The organism is Curvibacter sp. GW821-FHT01G03 (assembly GCF_059422285.1).
The window spans coordinates 91,412-111,581 of sequence record NZ_JBWKWP010000017.1; the positions used below are offsets into that span (position 1 = coordinate 91,412).

The following is a 20,170-nucleotide window of genomic DNA, read 5'->3' on the forward strand; positions in this document are numbered from 1 at the left end:
CTTCTTTTCTGGAGCTTTCACCATGACCCAACGCCACCGATTGCATCTCAGCCTGCCCCTGGTTCTGCTGGTGCTGTCTGCCTGTTCAAGCACGCAACCCAACCGGTACGAAGAGATTGCCTCGTCCAGCCAGCTGCGCCAGAACCACGATGCCCAAAGCGACCGGGTGCCTTTCAGCATGGCCCGGCCGGTGTCCTGGGGCGCGTACTCGCGGGTGATGCTGGATCCGGTGACGATCTATGGTGGCCGAGACAGCCAGTTTGAAGACATTTCGCTCGATGAGCGACGCGAACTGTCCGAGTACATGTTCAATGCCTTCTCGGGGCAGCTCAACCAACGCTTTCGGCTGGTCAATGCGTCGCAGCCTGCCACCTTGCGCATCCGCCTGACCCTGACCGGCGCCAAGCCCAACACAGCGGTGGTGAGCACGGTCACCCGCTTCGATCTGGTCGGTGCCCCCTACAACGCGGTGCAAGGCATCCGGGGCAAAGAGGGGGCTTTCATCGGGTCGGTGATGTACTCGGTTGAGATCTACGACGCCGGCACCGGCGAGTTGCTGGCGGCCTATGTCGCGAAGCAATTCCCCAACGCGATGAACGTGCCGGCCACCATCGGGCGCCTCAAGGCTGCGCGGGTGGGCCTCGACAAAGGCGCTGAAGAGCTGGTGGCCTTGCTCAAGTAGGCCGTCTCATGGGCTGCCACCTGTTGCATTCAAGGCCCGGTGCTTGGGCTCGTGCCCATTGGCGGGCCATGGTCCTGTTTTCTGGCACGGCGGCATGCGCCGCGGTTTCGGCAGGCTACCTGGTGCTGGCTGGATCGCTGTCTGTGCCCGGTGCCTTCCTGGCCCCTCAGCCGGCACTGAAAACGCAGACCAGCGCGGCCTGGGGTGCCGGGCCCATCGGGGTCGCCAAACCCCATGCTGCGTTGGGTGGCCTTGCGACAGCCGTCTGCGGTGTTGTGAAGTGCTGGTACCGCAGTCCGGGCGGGCTCACCATTGCTTTCAGGCCTTGTTTATCGATCAGAGCGTGCTGGCGCCCGGTAGCCCCTTGGTCGTGGCCAGATCTGCCAATGTCGAACCCATCAGGGTCGTCCAGCGGCATGGTGGCGTCTGGCAGGCCTGGCGTGTCGATGGGCGCTTGATCTCATGGCTGTGACGCCAGATGGCGCAGCAAGGGTTCTCTGAGTGTCATTCGGCAGGGCGAGTCCGTTTGGATGTAGCCCTGTGCCTCCAGGTCTTTCATCACTCGGCTCACCATTTCTCGCGAGGCACCGACCATCTTGGCGATGTCCTGGCGGGATATCTTTTCATGGATCACCATCAAGCCATCGTCGGTGGGCTCGGCCTGCTCCAGCAGGGCGCGCTCGACGCGGCCGTGAACGTCCATGAGTGCCAGCGATTCAATCTTGCCATTGGCCTGACGCAGGCGCTGCACCAGGTGATTCATGACGGCATAAGCGACATGTCTGTTTTCTTGCAGGCAGCGCTGAAAGTCAGACCGGCTCACGGTCAGCACGTCGGTGGGGATCTCGGCCTGGGCAGTGGCTGCGTGCGGTTGATCGTCGATGAGGCTCATCTCGTCCAGGATCTCGCCTTTGCGCAGTTTGTTCAGAACGAGTTGGCGCCCTTTGCTGTCACTGGAAAACACGCGCACCCGGCCCGCCAGCAAGACAAACAGCTCATGGGCCTGGTGGTGTTGCCGAACCAGAACCTCGCCTCGCTTGTAGTGGCGCTTGTTCACAGTCAAGGCAATGGCCTCAGCTTGCGCCGCGGTCAGCAAGGAAAACAGAGGAATGCGTTTCAGCAGATCCAAGTTTGAGACGATGGTGCTCATCTTGTTAGTTGGTTCTTTTCAGCTGGCTGCGGGCCGCGAAATTCGCGACCCCACACGATCATTCGTTGTCTTGCTGGCCGGCAAGTCAGCCCACGCCCCGTGGAAGCCCATCGACATGGGGCCAATGCCCAGCGGCCATCCGCGAACATGCGCAGCCCCCTCGGCATCCCGTGAGCTGCTTGCGTGACAAGCCACCACTGAAATCGTCTGCATCTGAATCCGCATCGGCGTCATGGCACAAAGACCAGGCCTCTGCCAAAGACGGCTCGCACGGGCAAGGGCAGACCCGTCTCGGTCAGGGTTTTGCGGCGCAGGCGATTGAGTTGAGATTCAATGCGGTGAAAAGCCTCCTCGGAATCGCCACCCCCCATACACTCAATCAAGTCAGTCTTGCTGACGACGGTACCCGGTGTTTTCGCCAGGCAGCCCAACAGTTGCAGCTCTCGGGTTGTCAGTGGAACCGACTTGTTGTCGGGTGACATCAGCAGGGCTTCGTTGGCTTGCAGGCGCCAAGCCGTCACGGTGGTCTGGCCCGCCGAGGGCTGGCCCGTGCGCCGCAGCAAGGATCGGATGCCGGCCACCAACTCATTGAGATCGGTGGGTTTCACGAAGTATTGCAGCGCCCCGGACTCCAGGCCCGCGATGCGGCTGCTGAGTTCGCCCCGTGCCGTCAAAATCACCACGGGGATGCCTTGTACGGCCAATCGCTTGACCAGCGACAGGCCATCTTCACCGGGCAGACCAAGGTCCACCAGCACCAGGTGGGCATGCTCTCTGAGCAAGGCCACATAGAAGTCTTCGGCCGATTCAACCCCCCAAGCCCTGAAGCCTGACTTGACGAGGAAGCGACAGACGTTGTTGCGAATGTCTTCGTTGTCCTCCACGACAGCAATGCTCGGAGCGGTGGGAGAAGAGGCGGCTTGTTGAGGCATCATGAAAGGTTTTGATCTGGGATTCTCCAGGCCCCGCACGGAACGCGCCATGTACAAATACTCACAAAAACTCACAGTCAGGTGGTTGGTGTGTCTGATGCTGTTATTGGGGAGCTACGGGTTGCATGCGGGGGAATGGCGCCATCGGCTGGAGGCCGGAAATCCTATCCTTCTGGGCAGTCAATGGCCGTGGCAGCAATGGATTGATGTCACTGGCCAAGCCACGGTCGATACCGTGGCGGCCAAGCCCGACACTGAGTTTCAATGGCTTCAGGGCCCCGTCAGCGAAGGCTACACCCGAAACGTGGTCTGGCTGCGCCTGACGGTACCGCCCGAGTTGCAGCACGAGCCCGATCTGCTGCTGCAGATCAGCCCGCCCTACCTCGACTGGATCTCGCTCTATCAACGCCGTCAAGGGCAGTGGACGCAGCAAGATGCGGGGGACCTGCGGCCCTCGGCTGAGCGCCTGTCGACACGCAAGTTTCTTTTTCGATTGAACCCTGCTGAGCCCGTCCTGATCCGGGTGCAGAGCAGCAGCGTGATGCGGGTCTATGCCAGTCTGTGGCGCCCGGACGATCTGCTGGGCCAGACCGAGCGCGAGGGATGGGGCCTGGGGCTGTATTTCGGCCTGGGCTTCTCATTGCTCTTGCTGGTGGGCGGTGGTGCCGTGATCTTCAAGGAACGGCGCCTGGCCGCCACAGGTGTCTTGGGGGTCTTGACCCTGATTCACGCCTTCAATCTTCATGGGTACACCAACATCTGGTTGCTGGAGCAGCACCCGGCCTGGGCCAGCGCGATGGTGGGCCTGGGCTCGTTCTCGGTCGCGGCCGGCGTGGCCTGGCTGACGACCGAGTTGGTGACCCGCGGGCAGGCCCGATGGCGCGCCGTGCAGGTGTTTTTGCGCCTGCTGTGCCTGGCCAACGTCGCCGCGATGCTCAGCATCCCCCTCGGCTGCTACGGGCGCTTTGCCCTGCTGGGCATCGTCTGCCCGATGCTGAGCGTCTTTGCAGGCAGCTGGATCTGTGGTGCAGACATCCGGCAACGTGGCTGGAGTGTTGAACGGGGCCTGCTGTTGGTGACCTTTGTATTCCAATCGGGCAACATCGTGCTCACCCTGGCCGAGTTCACCGGGACGCGTGTGGTCAAGCACGACACTGCGCTGGTCTGGCAATTCCAGTTGCTGCTGCTGCTGACCATGGCCGCCGCAGCGATCGGGGCAGGGTTGTATCAGCGCTTCAAACGAGCCCACGAAGCCAGAACCCAGGCCCATCGGGCATTGGCTGCGTCGGAGCGCATGTTGGAGACGCGGGTGAGTGAACGCACGGCCGAGCTGGGCAAGGCCCAGCAATCCTTGCAACTGGCGCTGGATCAAGAACGCCGCATGTTGCTGGAGCAACGGCAGTTCTTCAGCATGATCAGCCACGAGTTCAGAACGCCCTTGACGATCATCGACAGTGCGGCCACCGAGCAGATGAGTTTTCCTGACCAGGACGTTGGACGTCAGCTTGAGCAGGCCGCGCAAATCCGGCGCGCCTGCCGACGCCTGAGTGCCCTGGTCGACAACAGCCTGTGCAGTGAGCGCTTTCGCGCCGGCGGCTTGCAACTCGTCAGCGCCGAGTTCAATCTGGCCGACCTGGTGAACGAAGCCACCCAACTGGTGCACTGGTCGCCCAGGCACTGGCTGCAACTGTCTCTGGCCCCGGATCCAGCGGTCTGGATCGGTGACCCGACCCTGCTCAGGATGGCTTTGTCCAACCTCATCGACAATGCCGTCAAGTACGCACGGCAGGGCCAGGTCAGCGTCAGCACCACGCTGGACACCCGGGGCTGGCTTTTGTTGTCGGTCAGTGATCAAGGCGAGGGCCTGGATCAGCAGACGCAGGCCCGCATTTTTTACAAGTTTGAACGCGGCCAGTACGACGACAAGGCTCAGGGTTTCGGCCTGGGCCTGTGGATTACCCGTCACGTGGCCAGGCTGCACGGCGGGGATGTTCTGCTGTACTCAGAGCCTGGGCAAGGGTGTCGATTCGTGATTGAACTGCCTCCCACGCTGGCGGATGCGCTACATACGCTGCAACCGAGCTGAGCGGGGACTGCACGAGGCATCAGGCCTGGGCTGTCCCGTGTCATCCCCGTGAGCCCTGGTACGGGGATCATCCCAAGTGTGTCGCCAGGCTCCCGAGGTCCGGTTGGGGTTCAAGGTCTGCACCGCGGTGGGCGCGCTCATGACAAGGTAGCGCTATCCGTCCCGGTTTGTTGGCGCGCGTGGGCGTTTTGGGTCGGATCGGGCATTTCGCAAGGTATGCTCCGGCCGTTTTAAAACGGCGACTCCCTCATGCAACGCACCCTGCTGAAATCGAAGATCCACCGAGCCACGGTCACCCATTGCGAGCTGCATTACGAAGGCTCCTGTGCCATCGACGAAGACCTCTTGGAGGCCGCCAACCTGATTGAAAACGAGCAGGTCCACATCTGGAACATCAACAATGGCGAGCGATTCATCACCTACGCGATCAAAGGCCAACGGGGCAGCGGCATGATCTCGGTGAACGGGTCGGCGGCCCGCCGTGCAGCCGTGGGCGATCTGTTGATCATCGCTGCCTTTGCTCAGGTGGACGAGGACGAGGTTCGCGCCCATCAACCCCAGTTGGTGTTTGTGGATGGATCGAACAAGCAAACCGAGTTGCGGCACGGGGTGCCCACCCAGGCTGTTTGAGGCCTGAAGGCGAAGGCCGACTTGCTTGGGCAGGGCCCCAGGATCAGCCCAGGGCTGATCTTCTTCATCGGGTACCGACCTTCAAGGTGCCTGCGACCACCACGTCTGGCCCTCCTGCTGGCAGCTAGATACAGTGGGCGCTGTCTGCCGACTTCAAGCAGTCCTTGGTTTCGCAGATGGCCGCAAATCAGCCACCATTTCTCCATCGCCTGTTTCAAAATACGCAGCAGTTCTCGATCCTCAAAGCACCACAGGAGCGAATCATGAGAATCTCTGTTGAGACCACAGTGACGGCCCCCATCGAAGCTGTTTGGCACGCCTATACGACACCTGAAGACATCGTTCAATGGAACTCGGCTTCAGATGACTGGCACACCACCAAGGCGAGCGTTGACCTCAGGGAGGGGGGCGCATTTTCTTCGCGAATGGAAGCCAAGGACGGTAGTTTCGGCTTTGATTTCGCCGGAACCTATACCCGAGTGGTCGTGCATCACTGGCTTGAGTATTCGTTCGGAGACCGGCAGGCCAGCGTCGAGTTCATTGCAACGCCCCCAGGTGTGAATGTCAAAGTGGCTTTTGATGGGGAAGACTCCCATTCTGTGGAGCAACAGCGCAGTGGATGGCAAGCCATTCTGAACAACTTCAAACGCCATGTAGAGAGCCAACTCTAGGCGCCACACGGGTCTGCCGAGACCCACGTCACCGAGTTCGCGAAGGGGCTCACGGCACGGGCCTGCTGACCCGTCAGAGGCGCCCCGTCCGCGGTCATTTCAAAGTCCATCATGGCTGTCAGGCCCCGCTTCGGGGGGATGGTTTGCCGATGCGGGCCTTGCCCTCAGGCGCTAGCTTCAGCGCACCACGATGCCGGTGGGCGTGCTGCCGCCGCTGGACACGTTGCTGATCAGGCTCAGGTCGCAGCTGGTGCCCACGCTGTACACCGACACGGTCGATGCGCCGCTGTTGGCCACGTAGGCAAAGCGGTCGTCGGGCGACAGGGCAATGGCCACGGGGCTGCTGCCGGTGGCCACGGTGGCGGTGGCCAGGGCGGTGGGCACGCCCGTGCTGATGATGTATTGCGACACGGTGCTGTCGCTGCGGTTGACCACGTAGGCACAGCGGCCGTCCGAGCGCAGGGCCACCGCGTAGGGCGTGCTGCCAGTGCTGACCGAAGCCGGCGACAGGGCGGTCAGCTTGCCGGTGCTCGAATCGATGCTGTAGGCCAGCAGCTTGGCGCTGCCGGCTTGGGTGGCGTACAGGTACTGGCTGTTGGCGGTGGCCAGGCCACGTGGGGCGCTGCCGCTGCTCAGGCTGTAGCTGGCGGTGCTGAGTGCGCTCAGATTGCCGCTTGAGCCCACGCTGTAGCCCGTCAGGGTGGCGTCGCCCGAGTTGGCGGCGTAAACATACTTGCCGTCGGCGGTGGCGGCCACCGAGATGGGCGTGCTGCCGGCGGCCACCGAGGTGGGGTAAAGCGTGCTGAGCACGCCGGTGCTGGCCACGCTGAATTGCCCCAACGACTTGTCGGTGTAGTTGGTGCTGTACAGGTACTTGCCGTCGGCCGACAGCGTCATGCCGCGGGTTTCGCTGACGGCCGCGGTGTTGGCCAGCAGGGTCAGGGCGCCGCTGCTGGACACGCTGTAGTCGGCGATCACGGGGCTGTCCTGAAAGCTCACATAGGCCTTGGAGCCATCGCTGCTCATCACGATGTGGGTGGGCGGGTAGGCGGTGGCCGCGATGCCGCTGCTGCCCAGGGCCGTCAGCGTGCCGGCCGAGGTGCTCACGCTGAAGCCGTTGACGGTTTCGCTGCTGCCGTGGGTGACGTAGGCCAGGTAGGCGCGGCAGGTGACGACCACGTTGCTCACGTTGGCGCTGGCGGTACCGCTGGCCCCCGAGGTGACGGCGCAGGTCTGCCCCGTGGGTTGCGATTTGACGGTGACGGCATAGCTGCCCACGCTGCTCGGAAAAGTGAAGCTGGTGGCGCCCGAGGCCACGCTCACAGTCTGGCTGCCGGTGGCCAGCACCAGGCCGCTGGTACTCAGGCCACTGAGGGTGCCGCTCAAGGTGTAGTCAGCGCCGCTGCCACCGCCCCCGCAGGCGCTGAGCACGGCCGCGGCCAGCAAGGGGGTGAGGGCGAACGGCGTGGTGCGGGCCGAGCGGGCCGGGATGAACGTTTGAGCAGGCATGGTCTGGGGAAGATGGAGGGGCAAGTGGTCGGTTCTGTTCGGCAGGGCGTTCGAGTCAGTGGCCTTCAGCGCCAGTACAGGCCGGCGACCGAGGGACAGAGACAAGAAAGCGGATCTGCGAACCCTGAGCAAGAGAAAGAGGGAAGAGCGGAAATAAAGAGAAGAGGCGAGGCCCGGGCAGCACCGACGTGTGGCCTCGCCTCATCAAGGTCTGCATTGTGCGGAGCAGGGCACGGCCCTGCCAAGCGCGCTGCAGGGTGGGTGTTGCATGTACCCGACTTGTTGCAGAGCCTTCACGCGTTGGTACATCGACGGGTTGGCTGGGGCCTGCCGGGTGCGGCTGTGCTGCTTCACGAATCTATACAGCCCGCACACATGCGCGCCAAGGGGCGCTTTCAGAATCGACGCGCGGCCCCGAACGTGGGCTGTCGCCTCTTCATCCCGCTGCCCAAGAGTGCCTCGACGGCGCCGCTGGCGGCTCATTGTTGCCTCATGACCCAACGCCTTTCAATGCTGGCCACTGCGGCCGTGCTGGCCCTGCTTCAGGGCAACATGCCCGTCTTGGCCGGGACGACCGTGCCCGCCAAATCGCAGCCTGCAGCCAACCGGGCCGGTGCCGAGCGCACCCTGACCCTGAACTTCAGCAATGCCGATCTTGAATCGGTGGCGCGTGCCATGGCGGTCATCACCGGGCGTCAGATCCTGCTGGACGCCCGGGTCAAGGGCAACCTGTCGCTCACCAGCGAAGACCCCATGACCCCCTCGCAGGCCTGGAGCCTGTGGGCCAGTGCGCTGCGCCTGCAAGGCTATGTGGTGGTTGAGAGCGGCGGCGTGTACCGCGTGTTGCCCGAAGCCGATGGCAAGCTGCAGTCGGCCTCGGTGGTGGCGGGGCCCGAAGGGCCGCGTGACGACCGCATCGTGACCCGGGTGTTCAAGCTCAGCCACGAAAGTGCCAGCAACCTGGTGCCGGTCCTGCGCCCGCTGATCAGCCCCAACAACGTGATCAACCTGAACCCGGGCAACAACGCGCTGGTCATCACCGACTATGCGAGCAACCTGGCCCGCCTGGCCACGCTGATCGAATCGCTCGATACCCCGAGCGGTACCGATGTCGAGATCATTGCGCTGGAGCACGCGGTGGCCTCCGACCTGGTCAGCACACTGCAACGCCTGGGTGATTCGCAACTGCGCACGGCCAGTGCCGGGGCGGCGGCGCAGACCGGCACGGTGGCGGCGGGGGGCTCAGCCAATGGGGGCACGGGCAGCGCCACGGCGGGCCTGTCGATCATGGTCGATCAGCAGAGCAACAGCCTGCTGGTGCGCGCCGCCAACCCTGAGCAGATGGCTTTTGTGCGCTCGCTGGTCGCCCGGCTGGACCGCCCCAACACTGGGGTGGGTGTGCACGTGGTGCACCTGCAGAACGCCGACGCCGCCAAGCTGGCCACGGTGCTGCGGGCGGCGTTCCCCTCGGCCGACAGTTCGCGCAGCACCAGCAGCGGCTATGGCGGTGGCAGCAGCAGTGGCAGCACGGGGGCGGACAGTTCGGGTGGCTTCTCGTCGAGCATGACGGCGGGCAGCAGCACAAGCACCGGCAGCAGTGGCAGCAAGGGCAGCAGCAGCCCTTCGGTCAGCGCCTCGGCCCAACCCAGCACGGGCGGCGGCATCCAGGCCGACCCCAGCACCAATTCGCTGATCCTCACCGCCTCGGAGCCGCGCTTTCGGGAGATGCGCAAGGTGATCGACCAGCTCGACGCACCGCGCGCGCAGCTGTATGTGGAGTCGCTGGTGGTCGAGGTCGATGCCAGCAAGAGCCTGGACCTGGGGGTGCAGTGGTCGCAGCTGTTCAGCATCAGCAGCAGCACCACGCTCACGCTGGGCACGATTGCCTCGGCACTTGAGACCATGTCGGGCACCAACATCCTGTCGACCGCCAATGTGATCACGCTCGACAACGAAGAGGCCAAGATCGTGGTGGGTCAGAACGTGCCCTTTGTGACGGGTTCATACACGACCACCAGCAGCACCACTTCCAGCCCGTTTCAGACCATCGAGCGCAAGGACGTGGGCATTACCCTGAAGATCAAACCCCAGATCGGCGAGAACGGCAACGTGCGCCTGACCATCTACCAGGAGTCCTCCTCGGTGGCGGCCACCACTGCGGCCGGCACCACGAACGCGGGGCCCACCACCAACAAGCGATCCATCGAGTCGACGGTCACGGTCAAGAACGGCAAGATCATTGTGCTGGGCGGCTTGATCGAAGACAGCGCCACCAACGATGCCGGCCAGGTGCCGGTGGTGGCCGACATCCCCGTGCTCGGCGCCATGTTTCGCAGCTTGAGCAAGACCCGCAAGAAAACCAACCTGATGGTGTTCCTGCGCCCCCGTGTGGTCGCCGACGACGAGGGCAGCGAGGCCCTGGCCAACGAGCGCCGTCAGGCCTTGCAGGCGCGCCAGCGCGAGTTGCCCCCGGCCATCCGTGACGTGCTGGTGCCCGAAACGCAGCCCGCCTGGCCCCAGGGCTGGGAGCCGGCCAGTCCAAGCCCATCCACCACCCAGCCTGCCAGCTCACCCGTGAGCCTGCCGACCAGCCCGGCGGCTTCGCCGCTGCAACCTGCTGGGGGTTGATGGATGAGGGCTGGCATGTGGATTATGTCTGTCCTGTAAATATCAAAGAATTAATGCTTTGGTGTCTGTAAAGAAAACAGAACACCAGGTGAATTAATGTGCAGAAAAATATGCGTTGAATAAAACAGAAGGTATTTTCAAATGGGTTTGAAAGCCTTCTGAGATACTCCGCGCGCCCTCCCATTTTCAGTCTGAACGCAGGAACATCCCATGGACATCAGCCGTCGAACTTTTACCCTGGCCGGCCTGGCCGCCACTGCCTTGGCAGGCTGCGGCGGGGGCAGCAGCTCCAACACCAATCTGCGCCTGCTCAATACCAATGTCAGCTCGCCCAATGCACTGTCGCTGGAGGTGAATGGCACGGTGATCAGCTCGGGCGTGGCATTTGGCAACGCGGGCAGTTATGTGTCGGTCGGCACTGACACCAATACCGTGCGGGTGCTGGATCAAAATGGCACGGCCATTTACAGCTCGTCTTTCAGCCTGTCGGGCTCAAGCGGTCCCTATACCTTGGTGGTGGCGGGCTTCTCGGGCTCCACCCACACCACCACCCTGACCGAAAACCAATCGTCGGCCGCGAGCAGTCGCGCCTACCTGCGCATTCTCGACCAGTGCCCCGACGCGGGCGACGTCGACATCTACATGTTGGGCGATGGCGAAACCCTGGCCAGCGCCACCCCGCTGGTGTCGCTGAGCAGCATCACCCTGGCGGGCTACTACACCCTCAATTCGGGCACCTACACCCTGGTGGTCACCGGTGCCGGCACCCGCGATGACGTGCGCCTCTCGCAAAGCGGCATCACGCTGGCTTCCACCTCGGTGCAGACCCTGGTGCTCAGTTCGGCCGCAGGCGGTGTGCTGGTCGATGCCACGCTGGTGCTGCAGCAAAGCACCGCGACCACTTATCGCAACACCCAGTCTCGCCTGCGGGTGGTGTCGGCCCTGCCGTCGCAGGCCGTGGCCAGTGCCACGGTCACCTCCAGCGGCAGTGCTGTCACCTTGCTGTCTTCGCTGGTGTCGCCGGCCATCGGCACCTACAGCCTGGTGGCCTCGGGCAGCCTGCCGCTGAGCCTCACGATCAATGGCACCACCACCAGCCAGACCGTGGCGCTGACGGCCGGCAACGACTACACCGTGCTGGTGTATGGCGACCCCGCTTCGCCGCAGACCACGCTGCTGAGCGACTCGAACCGCCTGCCCACCGCCAGCACCACTGCCAACGTGCGCCTGTACCACGCCTGCGGCACCAGCACCGCAGCCACCGCACTCAGCATTGGCTATGTGCCGATTGTCAGCGGCGTCACCCTGGGCAGCTCGGCCCTGGGCGTGCTCAGCAACACGCCCTACAGCAGCACCCAGCTCACGGTCAGTGGTGGCGTGGCCTACAGCGCGAGCGACATCGCAGTGGCCTCCAATGGCCTGTACTCGATGTTCATCATGGGCAGCATCGCCAGCCCGGTGGGGCAGTTGTATCGGGAGCGTTAAGGACGCCAGGCCAGCTTGTGAAATCACGCTGGCCTGGACGCGCGGTGATTGGCTGCTCCAATCGCCGCACCAAATGCGGAGAAAAATTTGCAGTCGCGGTGAAAGAGGGCTCTAATCTCCGCATGAATAGCGGAGAAAACCTGTACATCTGGCAGTCCCCGGAATGGCCTCATTGGCGCTACGAACTGTCTGCATTGGCCCAGTCCCTGACAAAAGTCAGCCGAGCCCAGGGCTTGCTTCTGGGGCGACTGGCCGATCTGGGGCTTGCGTTGCGCGACGAGGCCAGTCTTGCCACCTTGACCGAGGACGTGCTTAAGACCAGCGAGATCGAGGGTGAGGTGCTGAACGCGGCATCGGTGCGCTCGTCCCTCGCCCGCCGTCTGGGAGTGGACATTGGTGCAGCGGCCCCGGTCGATCGGCAGGTCGAGGGGGTGGTCGAGATGGTGATCGATGCCACCGCTCGCTGCCAAGAGCCCTTGACCGCCCAGCGTCTGTTCGGCTGGCACGCCGCGTTCTTCCCGACGGGCTATTCAGGCATGAGTCGGATTGCCGTCGGCCAATGGCGTCAGGACAGCGACGGGCCGATGCAGGTGGTCTCGGGCCCGATAGGGCGTCGAAAAGTGCATTTTCAGGCCCCGCCCGCCAGCCGTTTGCTTGCCGACATGAGTCAATTCCTGGCCTGGGCCCATCAGCAGACCGAGGTGCCTGACCTCATCAAGGCCGGTCTGGCGCACCTTTGGTTCGTCACGATCCACCCCTTTGACGACGGTAACGGCCGCATCGCCAGGGCTGTGGGTGATTTATTTCTAGCGCGTGCCGATGGCAGTCCACAGCGCTTCTACAGTTTGTCGGCGCAGATTCAGCGCGATCGCAAGGCTTACTACGAGGTGTTGGAGCGCACGCAGAAAGGCACGTTGAACGTGACCGAGTGGCTGTCCTGGTTTCTGGCTACCCTGGGTCGGGCCCTGGAAAATGCCCAGTCCACTCTGGACACGGTGCTGAACAAGGCACGCTGCTGGCAACGTTGGACCCCTCTGTCCTTGAACGGACGTCAGATCAAGGTACTGAACCGACTGCTCGATGGGTTCGAGGGCAAGCTCACCAGCAGCAAGTGGGCGGCCATTGCCAAATGCTCACCCGACACGGCCTTGCGCGACATCACCCAGTTGCTGGCGCTGGGTGTTCTGCAGAAAGCCCCGGGCGGCGGACGCAGCACAGCCTACGAGTTGGTCGCATGGCCTGGGTAAATGGCCTGGGTAAATGGCCTGGGTCAATGGCCTGGGTCAAGGGCCTGGGTCAAGGGCCGGTGCCTACCCGTTCATCGCTTCGTGTGTTCCTGGCCGCCTCGGCAGGCGATGCGGGCCCATGGGGCCTCATGGCTGAGCGCCATCAGCTTCCAGCCCGGAATCAGCGGCGGCCTGCACCGGGCCTTTGGGCTTGAAGATGTGTACCAACTCGCCCCTGGCCAACTTTTCAACCAATTCGGTCACTCGCCTGGCCCGCGTCTCGGGCCTGACGGCGGTCTGCACCCGCCAAATCACCGCGTACCGTTGGCTGGCGTTGAGGGTCGAGAAAAAGGCCTGCGCGGGTGGGCACCCTGTGAGCGCGGCCTGCAACTCGTCTGGCACGGTGGCCGTGCGAGCGCCGTCGTAGGCCCGGGCCCATCGGCCGTCGGCCTGGGCTGCATCGACCTGGGCCTGCCCCGGCGCCTGCATCCGCCCGGCCTCGATGAGCGCTGCCACCTTGGCCGTGTTGGTCTTGGACCAGACGCTGCGCGGTCGGCGTGGCGTGAAGCGCTGCAGAAAGTACGCGTCATCGAAACTCTTCTTCTGGCCATCGATCCAGCCCCAGCACAGGGCGATGTCGACGGCCTCGGGGTAGCTGACGCTGGCCATCCCGCTCCCCTTTTTGGCGATTTTCAGCCAGAGGCCCTCGGATTGGGCGTGTTCGCGGCGCAACCAGGCCTCAAAGGCCCGGGCGGACTTGAACGGTTTCACATCAGCTTGAGCTTGCGGGGCGGCCATGGCGCACAGTCTGCCGCAAAAAGGCGGTGGTCGGTGGTGGCATGGGGCCCAATTTGGGGCGCGCTGTGTGCCGACGGGCGCGCCTGGTCTGCCATCCAGATCGCTGCAAGGGTGCAGGCCTGCTTTTGCGCCGCTGGCGCCGCCCGGACAGCCCGCACAATCGAGCCCTCGACACCCGGCGTTCACCGATTCGTTTCTGCTGCACGCGGCCTTTACCGCACTCTTCACATTTGCCATGCGCCTCCTCCACACCTCCGACTGGCACCTGGGCCAGCATTTCATGGGCAAAAGCCGCCAGGCCGAGCACCAGGCCCTGATTGACTGGCTGTTGCAGCAGGTGCAGGTCCAGGCCGTGGATGCGGTGCTGCTGGCGGGCGATATCTTTGACACGGGCACGCCGCCCAGCCATGCACGTGAGCTGTACAGCCAACTGGTGGTGCGCCTGCGCGAGGCGGGCGTGGGCCTGCTGTTGCTGGGGGGCAACCACGATTCGGTGGCGATGCTGGGCGAGAACCAGGCCTTGTTGGCCTGCCTGGGCACGCACCTGGTGGCCCAGCCTGCGGCGCAGCCGGCCGATCAGGTGCTGGTGCTGCCGCAGCGCGATGGCACGCCGGGGTGCATCGTCTGTGCCGTGCCCTTTATTCGTCCGCGCGATGTGTTGCAGAGCCAGGCCGGGCAGAGCGCGCAGGACAAGCAGCAGGCCCTGCAACAGGCCATCCAGGCTCACTATGCGGCGGTGTATCAGGTGGCGCTGACGCGCCAGGCCGAACTGCGGGCCACCCTGGGCCGGCACCTGCCGCTGGTCGCCACCGGGCACCTCACCACCTTGGGCAGCAGCCTCAGCGAATCGGTGCGCGAGATCTATGTGGGAAGCCTGGAGGCCTACCCCTGCGACGCCTTTCCGCCGGTCGATTACGTCGCGCTGGGCCACATCCACCGGCCGCAGCGTGTGGGCGGGCACGAGCACATCCGCTACTGCGGCTCGCCCCTTCCTTTGAGTTTTGATGAAGCCGCGCAGGACAAAGAGGTGCTGTTGATCGACCTGGGCGATGCCGGCCTGCAGCAGGTCAGTCCACTGCCCGTGCCCCGCTTTCAGGGCCTGCAGGCCGTGCGCGGCACGCTCGATGAACTTGCACAGGCCATGCCGGCACTGGCGGCCCAGGCCACTGCGGCCTGCCCGCTGTGGCTGGAGGTCACGGTCAGCCAGGACGACTACCTGCCCGATCTGCCGGCCCGGGTGCAGCAGATGACCGAGGGTCTGCCCCTGGAGGTATTGCGCGTGCGCCGCGACCGCGGCACGGCCACGGCCCAGTTGGCCGCCCTGGCCCGCGAGACGCTGGATGAACTCAGCCCGCAGGAGGTGTTTGAACGCCGCCTGCAGCAAGAGGCGCTGTCGCCCGAACTGGCCCAGGCCCTGACCGAACGCTATCGGAGCGTGTTGATGGCCCTGCAACAGGGCAGCGAAGCGTTGGATGGGGTTGAAGGGGCCGAGGGGGTGGCCGCATGAGGATCCTGCGCCTGCGCCTGAAGAACCTCAACTCGCTCAAAGGCGAGTGGCAGGTCGATTTCACCCGCCCTCCCTTTGCCGATAGCGGCTTGTTCGCCATCACCGGCCCCACCGGGGCGGGCAAATCCACCTTGCTGGATGCCATCTGCCTGGCGCTGTACCACGAGACGCCACGCCTCAAGACCATCAGCGCCAGTGCCAACGACATCATGACCCGGCACACGGCCGATTGCCTGGCCGAGGTTGAATTCGAGGTTCAAGGGCAGGTCTACCGTGCCTTCTGGAGCCAGCACCGTGCCCGCGACAAGGTGGACGGCGCGCTGCAGCCCCCCAAGGTGGAGCTGGCCCGGGGCGATGGCGCGATCCTGTGCAGCCAGAGCAAGGACAAGTTGCAGCGCATCGAGGCCATCACCGGCCTCGACTTTGCCCGCTTCACCAAGTCGATGCTGCTGGCCCAGGGTGGTTTTGCGGCCTTCCTCAACGCCAGCGCCAACGAAAGGGCTGAACTGCTCGAAGAGCTGACTGGTACCGACATCTACGGCCTGATCTCGCAAAAAGTGTACGAACAGGCCAGCCAGACCAAGGCCCGACTCAAAGAAATGCAGGCCCGTGCCGAGGGCATGGAGCTGCTGGCCCCCGAGGCCCGCGCCGCCATGGCCGCGGAAGCCGACAGGCTCCAGGCGCAGGCCCAGGCGCTGCAGCTGCAACAACAGACCCACCAGGCGCAGCGTCAGTGGCGGCTGCAAATGGCCCAGGCCGAACAGGGCGCCACCGAGGCGGGGCAGCGGCTGGCTTTGGCCCGGCAGGCCCAGGACGAGGCCGCGCCCGCCTTGCGCCGCCTCGCCGCCAGTGAGCCCGCCCAGGCCCTGCAGCCGCTGCAGCAGCAGGTTGCGCAGGCCCAGTCTCAGGTGCAGGCCAGTGTGCAGGCACTGAGCGAGTTGCAGGCCCAGCATCAGCAAACCAGTACCCAGGAGCTGCAGGCCCATGGCCTGGCGCTGGCCGTGGCCGAACGCCATGCCCGGCAGGCGCAACAGCAGCTGCAGGCCTTGCGGGCTGAGCAGCAGCAAAGCGATCAGTTCTGCAGCACCCATGCCCGCCATGCGCGTTGGGGCGAGGCCCTGGGCGTGTGGCGCCAGGGCTTGGCTGAACTGGCCCGGCGCCGGGCCGAGCTGGTGGCTCAGCAGCAACGGGCCCACCAGCAGGCCGACGAACTGGCGGCACTTCAGCAGCAGGCCCCGGCCTTGCAGCAGGCGCTGGCCCAGGCTCAGCAGTCCCAGGCCGCGGCCGACGCGACGGTGCAGACGGCCCAGGCCGGGCTGCAGCAAAGCCTGGCCGGGCGTCCTCTGGCCCAGTGGCGCGAGCACTGGCAGGCCAGCCAGGGCCGTCAGGCCCGATGGCATGGACTGCAGGCCCTGGCACTGCGCCTGCGCGAGCTGACGGCGCTCGCGCTGCGGCAGGCCAGCCGCCAGCAACAAGGCCTGCAGCAGCAGACCCAGCAGGCCAGCGCGCGAGAAGCCTTGCTGGCGCGCTACAAGGCCTTGAAGTCCACGGTGGCCGACAAGCAGCAATTGCTGGCCCAGGAGCAGCGCATCCAAAGCCTGGAGTCGCACCGGCAGCACCTGCAGCCGGGGCAGCCTTGCCCGCTGTGCGGCTCGCCCGATCACCCGGCCGTGGCGGCCTACCAGGCGCTGGACGTGTCGGCGACCCAGGCCGCTCTGCAGACGGCGCAACAGGCCCTTGACGATGTTCGGGCCGAGGGCGAGGCCGCCGCCGCCGCCCTGGCCCGCACCCAGGCCAGCCTGAGCGCCTGGGCGCAAGAGCAGCAAACCACCCAGGCCGAGGCCGAACAGGCGCAGGCCGATTGGCAACAGGCCTGCACGGCCTTGGGCCTGGCGCCACCGGCCTGCCCCGATTGGGCCGATGCCGAGGCCCTGGCCCAGGCCGTTGAACAGGCCGGGCAGGAGGTCACCGCTGCCCTGCACGCCGTGCAGCAGGTCGAGGCGGCCGAAACCGTGCTGCAAGCCGCTCACCAGCGGGCCCATGCCCAGGCCCAGGCCCGGCAGGCCGCCCAGGCCCAGCTGGACTTGCTGAACCAGGCCCTGCAGGGGGCGGCACAAAGCCAGCTCACCATCGCAGCCACGGTGCAGCAGCACACGGAGGCCCTGGCCGCCCACCACCAGGCGCTGGCGACCACCTTGGCCGACGACGGCTTTGAGCTGCCCGAAGCCACCCAGGCCGAAGCCTGGCTTCAGTTGCGCCATGCCGAATGGCAGCAGTGGCAGCTGACCCAGGCTCGCCTTCAAGCCCTGGCCACCGAACTGAGCCGCCAGCAGGCCCTGTGCGAGGCCGCCCAGGCCGAGCAGGCCCGCTGGACCGAGCGCTGGCAGTCCCTGCAACCCCCGGCGCCCGGGCCGCAGGGCGGCCTGTTCGATGCACCGGCCATCACCGTGCCCGAACCGCCCCCGTCGCTGGCCACCCTGAGTGCCGAGGTTGATCGACTGAGCCGCGAGCGCGCAGCCCTGCAGGGGCGACTGGCCCAGTTGCAACAGGCCCTGGCCGAGCAGCGGGCGACCCAGGCCCAGGCCGAGGCGGCCTGGCAGGCTGCGCTGCAGGCCAGCCCCTTTGCTGACGCCCAGGCCTATGCCGACGCCCTGCTGCCCGGGGCCGAGCGCGAACGCCTGCAGGCCCTGCAAGCCCGTCTGGCCCAGGCCCTGCACCAGGCCCAGGCCGTGCACGAGGCCGCGTTGCAGCAGCGCGACACCTTGCAGCTGCAAGCGCTGACCGAGGCCCCGCTGGCAGAGCTGGAGGCCTTGCTGGCCGATCAGTCACAAGCCTTGGACGATCTGCGCCAACAACTGGGCGCCCAGCAGGCCTTGCTGCGCGACGACGAGCAGCGGCGCATCAGCCAGCAGGCCCTGCTGCAGCAACTGAGTACCCAGGCCGCCGAGTCTGAGCTGTGGCAGCGCCTGGACGGGCTGATCGGCTCGTCCAAGGGCGACAAGTTCCGCCGCTTTGCCCAGGGTCTCACGCTGGATCACCTGCTGCACCTGGCCAACCGGCAGTTGCAGCGTCTGCATGGGCGCTACCAACTGCGCCGCAAAGGCACGGGTGAGCTGGAGCTGGATGTGGTGGACACCTGGCAGGGCGACACGGCGCGCGACACGCGCACCCTGTCCGGCGGAGAGAGCTTTCTGGTCAGCCTGGCCCTGGCCCTGGCCTTGTCGGATCTGGTCAGCCACAAGACCTCGATCGATTCGCTGTTCCTGGACGAAGGCTTTGGCACGCTCGATGCCGATACCCTGGAGGTGGCCCTGAGTGCCCTCGACACCCTGAACGCCAGCGGCAAGATGATCGGTGTGATCAGCCACGTCGAGGGCCTCAAAGACCGCATCTCGGCCCAGATCCGGGTGGAGAAGGGCGGGGGCCTGGGGCATTCGCGTTTGAGGGTCTGATCACGCTGTGGTTTGCGTGGGGTTCGTGGTCGGTGGGCTTTCCCGGGCGGCTTGCAATAGTTGCTCGCACGACGTGATCTGGATCGACCCGTAGCTGATCCGTATCAGCCCGTCGCGCTCCCAGTTTTTGAGGATCTTGCTCACGGTGGGGCGTGACACCGCCAGGCAGGTGGCCAGGTTGTCTTGTGAGCCCCAGTAGACGAACCCTCCGTTGGAGCGAGGCGTGCAATGGCGGACCAGCTTGGTGGCCATCCTTTCCGGGATGGGGCGCGACATCGCTTCTTCCACCCAGCACAGCACCCGCCGGTACCGCGATGCGACCAGCCGGGCCACATCGCAGGCCAGGGCTGCGTCCTGCACCATCAAACGCTGGAAGGCCTCTCGTTGGATGATCCGCAGGAATGAGGTCTCGATGGCCTCGACGGTGAAGACGTTGTCGCCTGGCAAGAGCAAAAATGCCTCCCCAAGCCAGCTGCCTGGTCCCCAATCGGTGAATCCAAATTGAGGCTCGGTGCTTGAAAAGAGGTAGCTCCGGATCTGCCCTGATTCCACATGGACCATGGCTTCTTGGTCATCGCTCCGGTCCCAGATGATGTCGCCCGCCTCCACGCGTTTCAGCTCCGAAACGGCAAGCAGCTTTTGTCGGCTTTCTGGCGACAGGGTGCTGACCATATCGGTTGCAAAAGCCTTGGGCTGGGTATTGTTAAGTTTTGACATTCTTTTTCATCTGAAGATCACGTTCGTTGCGGTGTGACTCGGCCGCAACGGATTGTCAAATATTGACAATAAATGAGACGATAAAAATGGACGGAGCCGGAGTGGGTTGCGAGGCTGAATGGTCAAAATTATCAATTAATTATGAAAACATAACAGATGCAACGAAAACTCAAAGACTGAGGGCGGATGCCTGACGCTGCCCAGCCGTATTTTCTTGGTATCGCATGTCGTCCGCACAAAATTGTAGGGTCTTCTTCAGGGTATGTGGGGTGATCGGACGGAGGCGCGGAGTTGATCGATAGTGGCTTGGGTTGCCGTGATGTTGAATTCGAATCGACTGAGAATATTCCGAGACGCCCGCCTGGCCTGGTTATCGCTGGATGATGGCCCCGGCCATTTTGATCGAAATGAATGTGGAAATATTCTTGGCTCCGATCCCTCAGACAGCCTGTCATTCATTGACGGCGGCATTATGGTGGGTGCCGGGTAAATCAGGTCGATGCAGACATTCAAGTTAAAGCAAAGGGCTGATTTTTTGCAGGTGAGGGTGCCGCTTTCGAGGCCGATTAAGTCGTTCAGGGCCGCGATTGATTCACTCCAAAATATTGAATGCTTGCGATGGGATGGATGGGCCCATTCAACGTCATCGACGCACCAAGGCCCGCGCCTTGACATTGACAAGCCCGCAGGCGCCCAG

Annotated in this window: 14 protein-coding genes; 9 read left to right on the plus strand and 5 right to left on the minus strand. The window is 64.5% G+C overall.

Annotated features, from left to right (window positions below; genetic code table 11):
- Window positions 1-22: 22 nt before the first annotated feature.
- Entirely contained in the window at window positions 23-682 is a 660-nt protein-coding gene (locus AC07VS_RS22570) for a DUF3313 domain-containing protein (RefSeq protein WP_494752079.1), read from the plus strand.
- Between the two features lie 460 nt (window positions 683-1,142).
- On the opposite strand, the gene AC07VS_RS22575 is transcribed toward AC07VS_RS22570, so the two are convergent.
- Together AC07VS_RS22575 and AC07VS_RS22580 are read right to left on the minus strand one after the other, a co-directional pair.
- The gene (locus AC07VS_RS22575) at window positions 1,143-1,832 is read right to left on the minus strand and encodes a Crp/Fnr family transcriptional regulator (protein WP_494752080.1); all 690 of its coding nucleotides are present in this window, start codon (window positions 1,830-1,832) and stop codon (window positions 1,143-1,145) included.
- Window positions 1,833-2,062: 230 nt separating this feature from the next.
- Window positions 2,063-2,767, minus strand: a complete 705-nt coding sequence (locus AC07VS_RS22580) for a response regulator transcription factor (RefSeq protein WP_494752081.1) — start codon at window positions 2,765-2,767, stop codon at window positions 2,063-2,065.
- A 94-nt stretch (window positions 2,768-2,861) separates the two neighbouring features.
- Here AC07VS_RS22580 and AC07VS_RS22585 point away from each other — a divergent pair, with 94 nt between their 5' ends.
- The 3 genes from AC07VS_RS22585 (at window position 2,862) to AC07VS_RS22595 (ending at window position 6,151) form a co-directional block, all read left to right on the plus strand.
- Window positions 2,862-4,850: a sensor histidine kinase gene (locus tag AC07VS_RS22585; RefSeq protein ID WP_492345630.1), complete on the plus strand. Its 1,989-nt coding sequence runs from the start codon at window positions 2,862-2,864 to the stop codon at window positions 4,848-4,850.
- Between the two features lie 249 nt (window positions 4,851-5,099).
- Window positions 5,100-5,480: an aspartate 1-decarboxylase gene (gene panD, locus AC07VS_RS22590; RefSeq protein WP_494752082.1), complete on the plus strand. Its 381-nt coding sequence runs from the start codon at window positions 5,100-5,102 to the stop codon at window positions 5,478-5,480.
- Between the two features lie 263 nt (window positions 5,481-5,743).
- Window positions 5,744-6,151, plus strand: coding sequence for an SRPBCC family protein (locus AC07VS_RS22595; protein WP_494752083.1), 408 nt, complete (start codon window positions 5,744-5,746; stop codon window positions 6,149-6,151).
- Window positions 6,152-6,328: 177 nt separating this feature from the next.
- Here AC07VS_RS22595 and AC07VS_RS22600 read toward each other — a convergent pair whose 3' ends face one another.
- Entirely contained in the window at window positions 6,329-7,660 is a 1,332-nt protein-coding gene (locus AC07VS_RS22600) for a lactonase family protein (protein ID WP_494752084.1), read from the minus strand.
- 492 nt (window positions 7,661-8,152) lie between these two features.
- Between AC07VS_RS22600 and AC07VS_RS22605 the strand changes: the two genes are divergently transcribed.
- From AC07VS_RS22605 to AC07VS_RS22615, 3 genes are all read left to right on the plus strand, one after another.
- Window positions 8,153-10,288 (plus strand): secretin GspD/PilQ domain-containing protein, encoded by a 2,136-nt coding sequence (locus tag AC07VS_RS22605; RefSeq protein WP_494752085.1) that lies wholly within the window; start codon window positions 8,153-8,155, stop codon window positions 10,286-10,288.
- Window positions 10,289-10,498: 210 nt separating this feature from the next.
- Window positions 10,499-11,773 carry a DUF4397 domain-containing protein gene (locus AC07VS_RS22610; RefSeq protein WP_494752086.1) on the plus strand — a complete coding sequence of 425 codons (1,275 nt, stop codon included), beginning with the start codon at window positions 10,499-10,501 and terminating at the stop codon, window positions 11,771-11,773.
- Between the two features lie 122 nt (window positions 11,774-11,895).
- On the plus strand, window positions 11,896-13,020 hold the full coding sequence (locus AC07VS_RS22615) for a Fic family protein (RefSeq protein WP_494752087.1): 1,125 nt from the start codon (window positions 11,896-11,898) through the stop codon (window positions 13,018-13,020).
- Between the two features lie 126 nt (window positions 13,021-13,146).
- On the opposite strand, the gene AC07VS_RS22620 is transcribed toward AC07VS_RS22615, so the two are convergent.
- Entirely contained in the window at window positions 13,147-13,797 is a 651-nt protein-coding gene (locus AC07VS_RS22620; protein WP_494752088.1) for a YdeI/OmpD-associated family protein, read from the minus strand.
- Between the two features lie 235 nt (window positions 13,798-14,032).
- Between AC07VS_RS22620 and sbcD the strand changes: the two genes are divergently transcribed.
- Together sbcD and AC07VS_RS22630 are read left to right on the plus strand one after the other, a co-directional pair.
- Window positions 14,033-15,304 (plus strand): exonuclease subunit SbcD, encoded by a 1,272-nt coding sequence (gene sbcD, locus AC07VS_RS22625; RefSeq protein ID WP_494752089.1) that lies wholly within the window; start codon window positions 14,033-14,035, stop codon window positions 15,302-15,304.
- The gene (locus AC07VS_RS22630; protein ID WP_494752090.1) at window positions 15,301-18,756 is read left to right on the plus strand and encodes an AAA family ATPase; all 3,456 of its coding nucleotides are present in this window, start codon (window positions 15,301-15,303) and stop codon (window positions 18,754-18,756) included. The genes sbcD and AC07VS_RS22630 overlap by 4 nt, the downstream gene beginning before the upstream one ends.
- Here AC07VS_RS22630 and AC07VS_RS22635 read toward each other — a convergent pair whose 3' ends face one another.
- Complete coding sequence (locus tag AC07VS_RS22635) at window positions 18,757-19,473, minus strand: Crp/Fnr family transcriptional regulator (RefSeq protein WP_494659139.1); 717 nt, start codon at window positions 19,471-19,473, stop codon at window positions 18,757-18,759.
- Window positions 19,474-20,170: the final 697 nt, after the last annotated feature.

Coding starts and splice junctions, on each gene's coding strand:
- AC07VS_RS22570 (WP_494752079.1), top strand. CDS start 23: ATGACCCAACGCCACCGATTGCATCTCAGCCTGCCCCTGGTTCTGCTG.
- AC07VS_RS22575 (WP_494752080.1), bottom strand. CDS start 1,832: ATGAGCACCATCGTCTCAAACTTGGATCTGCTGAAACGCATTCCTCTG.
- AC07VS_RS22580 (WP_494752081.1), bottom strand. CDS start 2,767: ATGATGCCTCAACAAGCCGCCTCTTCTCCCACCGCTCCGAGCATTGCT.
- AC07VS_RS22585 (WP_492345630.1), top strand. CDS start 2,862: ATGCTGTTATTGGGGAGCTACGGGTTGCATGCGGGGGAATGGCGCCAT.
- panD (WP_494752082.1), top strand. CDS start 5,100: ATGCAACGCACCCTGCTGAAATCGAAGATCCACCGAGCCACGGTCACC.
- AC07VS_RS22595 (WP_494752083.1), top strand. CDS start 5,744: ATGAGAATCTCTGTTGAGACCACAGTGACGGCCCCCATCGAAGCTGTT.
- AC07VS_RS22600 (WP_494752084.1), bottom strand. CDS start 7,660: ATGCCTGCTCAAACGTTCATCCCGGCCCGCTCGGCCCGCACCACGCCG.
- AC07VS_RS22605 (WP_494752085.1), top strand. CDS start 8,153: ATGACCCAACGCCTTTCAATGCTGGCCACTGCGGCCGTGCTGGCCCTG.
- AC07VS_RS22610 (WP_494752086.1), top strand. CDS start 10,499: ATGGACATCAGCCGTCGAACTTTTACCCTGGCCGGCCTGGCCGCCACT.
- AC07VS_RS22615 (WP_494752087.1), top strand. CDS start 11,896: ATGAATAGCGGAGAAAACCTGTACATCTGGCAGTCCCCGGAATGGCCT.
- AC07VS_RS22620 (WP_494752088.1), bottom strand. CDS start 13,797: ATGGCCGCCCCGCAAGCTCAAGCTGATGTGAAACCGTTCAAGTCCGCC.
- sbcD (WP_494752089.1), top strand. CDS start 14,033: ATGCGCCTCCTCCACACCTCCGACTGGCACCTGGGCCAGCATTTCATG.
- AC07VS_RS22630 (WP_494752090.1), top strand. CDS start 15,301: ATGAGGATCCTGCGCCTGCGCCTGAAGAACCTCAACTCGCTCAAAGGC.
- AC07VS_RS22635 (WP_494659139.1), bottom strand. CDS start 19,473: ATGTCAAAACTTAACAATACCCAGCCCAAGGCTTTTGCAACCGATATG.